The following is a 3,297-nucleotide window of genomic DNA, read 5'->3' as shown; positions in this document are numbered from 1 at the left end:
GGTGCAGGGCGGTCTGGAGATCAGCCGTCAGTGGTTGTGGGAGGCGCGCCAGCGTGATCCGCTGACCCGCCTCGATCAGCCGTGGGCACAGCGCCTCAGCGCCTCAGGTTTTGAAGGCCGGCTGGAAGACGAGCAGGGCAAATTCAACCTGCGCAATCTGGTGGCCAATGAGCGCGTGGATGAGGCACAGGTCGAGGCGTTCGCGCGCCTGTGCGAGTTGATTGGTGTCAGCGCCGGGTTGAGCCAGCGCATCAGTCAGCGGGTGATTGCCTCTTACCCGCGACTGTTGAATCCGCAGATCGCCGCGACCACCCAAACCGGCTTCGACAGTGGCCGGTTAACGTCGCCCAACGCTTCGCGAAAACCCGAAAATCCAAAGCTGCCGATGCTGCGCAGCATCGAGGATCTGCGCAGTGTCGATGGCATCAATGACGCGCTGATCAGCAAACTCGCGCCGTACCTGACGGTGATTCCAGCAACGACTTGGGTCAACGGCAACACCGCTACCGCGCCAGTGCTGGCCGCGAATGTGCCGGGGTTGTCGCTGGAGCGGGCGCAGGCGTTGATCAATGAACGTGACGCCGGGCGCTGGTTCATCAATCGCGGTGATATCGTCAACCGTTTGCGCATGCCGCAACTGGAGATCAGCAGCGTCAAGGTCGGCATCACCAGTGACTGGTTTCGCCTGCGCGGCGAGGCGCGGCGTGATCAGCGCCGGGTCAGCCTCGAAGCGTTATTGCATCGCTCGCAGGATCGCCTGCCGCAGGTGATCTGGTCGCGGGTGGGCGTATGAGTCAGCTACGGATTGCCCTGGCGCCGTTGGCCGAACTTGAGCTGGACAGTCCGCTGTGCTGCGCGTGGCTGGATCGTCAGGGGCAGGTCAGTCGTGAGGAGTGCCTCAGCCTGAACCAGTTGAGCCAGTCGCCGAAACAGCCGCCGCTGGTGTGTTTTCTGCACCCCGCGGACAGTCTGCTGGCGAGCATCGACGTGCCGCCGCTGCCTGCGAACAAGACGGCGGCCGCGGTGCAATGCGCCGCGCAGGCGTTGATGCTCGGTGACGGCAACGCGATGCACATCGCTCACAGTCCCCGAGATGAAGCGGGGCAGGTGCAGATCGCCTGGGCGCCCCGCGAACGCTTGCTGCGCCTCGGGCAATTGCTCAAGCACAGCGGCCTTAACCTGCGCGGCGTGTACCCGGCGGCTTACAGTTTGCCGGTGTTGCCGGGCACGGTGGCCTGTCGCCTGGACGGTCATCTGTTGCTGCGCGACAGCGTGCAAACAGCGCGGGTGCAGCCGTTGTTCGATGAAGATCCGGGCGACGGGTTGCTGGCGTCCGGCAGTGCCTTGCACTGGATTGGCGACGGTGCACCGCCCAACGCTGAACTGCCGATGGCCGAGGCCCAGCGCTGGACCGGGCCGTTGCCGGGCTGGGGCCTGCACGGCGCCGTGCAACAACAGAACACCGAGCATCGCGGCTGGGGCCGGGCATTGGCTTTGTTGGCATTGGCCGTGGCGGTGTGGGTGGTCGGTTTGAACCTGTATGCCGCCCGCGAAGCCAGTCAGGGCCAGCAGTTGAAGGCGCACATGAATCAGCGGGTGAAACAGGCCTTCCCCGAGTTGCCGGTGATCCTCAATCCGTTGCAACAGGCCCGTCAGCAATGGGCGGCGCGGCAGAAGGGCGCGGCGGACGATCCGGCGCAAACCTTCAATCGGCTGGTGCTGCAGGCCGGCAGCGGCATGCCGTTCATGGCTGGCAGTGTCGAGCAACTGACGTTCGCCGAGGGCGCGTTGCAATTGCGCCTGCTCAGCGATGCGCGGCGCTCCGGCACCGACAAAGACTGGCAAAGCACACTCGCTCAGGCCGGCATCAGCGTCACCGCCGAGGATGACGGCTGGACGCTGCGCCCGGCAGGAGAGTCCCCTTCAAGTAGCACCGACGACGACAGCGGAGCAGAAGATGAATAAGGCCTCGCTCGCGGAGTACCGCGCCCGCTGGCAGCGCTTCAACAGTCAGGTGCAGGCGCGCTGGCAGCCGTTGGCGCTGCGGGAGAAACGCATGGTCGGCGGCATGGCTCTGGCGCTGGTCGGCCTGTTGATCTGGGTGGCGTTGATTCAGCCACCGCTGAAGAAAATCACCTATTGGCAAGCCGAGACGCCAAAGCTGCGCGCGCAGACCGAAGCGCTGGAGGTGTTGCTGCGCGAAGTCAGCGTGCGCCCGGCCGGGCAAGGCGTGGCCCAGGCGCTGGAGCAGACGCTGCAGGCCAGCGGCCTGGCCGGGCATTACCAATTACAGGCGGCGGATGCCGGTGCGTGGCAGTTGATCTTCGACGCCGCCCCGGCCGATGCGGTGCTCGACTGGTTGCTGAGCACGCCGTCACAACTTTCTTTGCAGGTGGTCGAGGCCCGTTTGCAACGGGCAGACAACGCTTCGACCGATGTTACCGCCGGCACTTTGTCAGGCACCGTTCGCATGGATCAGGCGCTTGGCGCTAAGGAAGCTTCATGAAGGGGTCAGGATCCAAACCGGCACGCTTGGCTTTGCCGATGCTGCTGATGGCATTGAGCGCGTGCAGCAACACCACCACGCCACAAAACCAGCCGCCGTTGCTGGTCGATAGTGAGCTGGGCCGGCCGCTGGCCAACACCCAGCGCAGCGGCGACGCGGTGCTGGACCGCGAGCGCGCACAGGCGCAGGCGCGACCTGCGCCGAAGCAATTGCACAACATCACCAAGAGTGCGCGCAGCGGTGCGGCGCCATCGGGTACCACGTTGCCGAGCAATCCGCTGGGCGATCAACCGGTGACGCTGAATTTTGTCGACGCCGATATTCAAGCGGTGGTACGGGCATTGTCGCGTTCGACCGGTCAGCAGTTTCTCGTCGATCCACGGGTCAAGGGCAACCTGACGCTGGTTTCGGAAGGCCAGGTGCCGGCGCGCCAGGCCTACGACATGCTGCTGGCGGCGCTGCGCATGCAGGGCTTCAGCGTGGTCGATGTCGGCGGTGTCGCGCAGGTGGTGCCGGAGGCTGATGCGAAGCTGCTCGGCGGGCCGATCTACAGCGCCGACAAACCGGCCGGCAACGGCATGCTGACGCGCACGTTTCGTCTGCAATACGAGAACGCGGTGAACCTGATTCCGGTGCTGCGCCCGATTGTGTCGCCGAACAACCCGATCAACGCCTATCCGGGCAACAACACCATCGTCGTCACCGATTACGCCGAGAACCTCACCCGCGTCGCGCAGTTGATTGCCAGCATCGACTCGCCGAGTGCGATCGACACCGATGTGGTGCAGATC

Annotated in this window: 4 protein-coding genes; all 4 read left to right on the top strand. The window is 65.0% G+C overall.

Going from position 1 to position 3,297, the window contains the following annotated elements; genetic code table 11:
* Positions 1–793 (top strand): type II secretion system minor pseudopilin GspK (gene gspK / locus DBR24_RS21290; RefSeq protein WP_256591708.1); only part of this gene is annotated, 793 nt, incomplete at its 5' end.
* Positions 790–1,965, top strand: a complete 1,176-nt coding sequence (gene gspL, locus DBR24_RS21285; RefSeq protein WP_128615735.1) for a type II secretion system protein GspL — start codon at positions 790–792, stop codon at positions 1,963–1,965. The genes gspK and gspL, both read left to right, overlap by 4 nt.
* Positions 1,958–2,506: a type II secretion system protein GspM gene (gene gspM / locus DBR24_RS21280; RefSeq protein ID WP_123468110.1), complete on the top strand. Its 549-nt coding sequence runs from the start codon at positions 1,958–1,960 to the stop codon at positions 2,504–2,506. Before gspL ends, gspM begins: the two co-directional genes overlap by 8 nt.
* Positions 2,503–3,297 (top strand): secretin N-terminal domain-containing protein (locus tag DBR24_RS21275; protein ID WP_305889130.1); only part of this gene is annotated, 795 nt, incomplete at its 3' end. The genes gspM and DBR24_RS21275, both read left to right, overlap by 4 nt.

Source organism: Pseudomonas sp. HMWF006, assembly GCF_003061205.1.
GTDB classification, from domain to species: domain Bacteria; phylum Pseudomonadota; class Gammaproteobacteria; order Pseudomonadales; family Pseudomonadaceae; genus Aquipseudomonas; species Aquipseudomonas monsensis.
The sequence above is the reverse complement of the archived record's forward strand: the minus strand, read 5'-3'. Positions and strand labels throughout refer to the sequence as shown.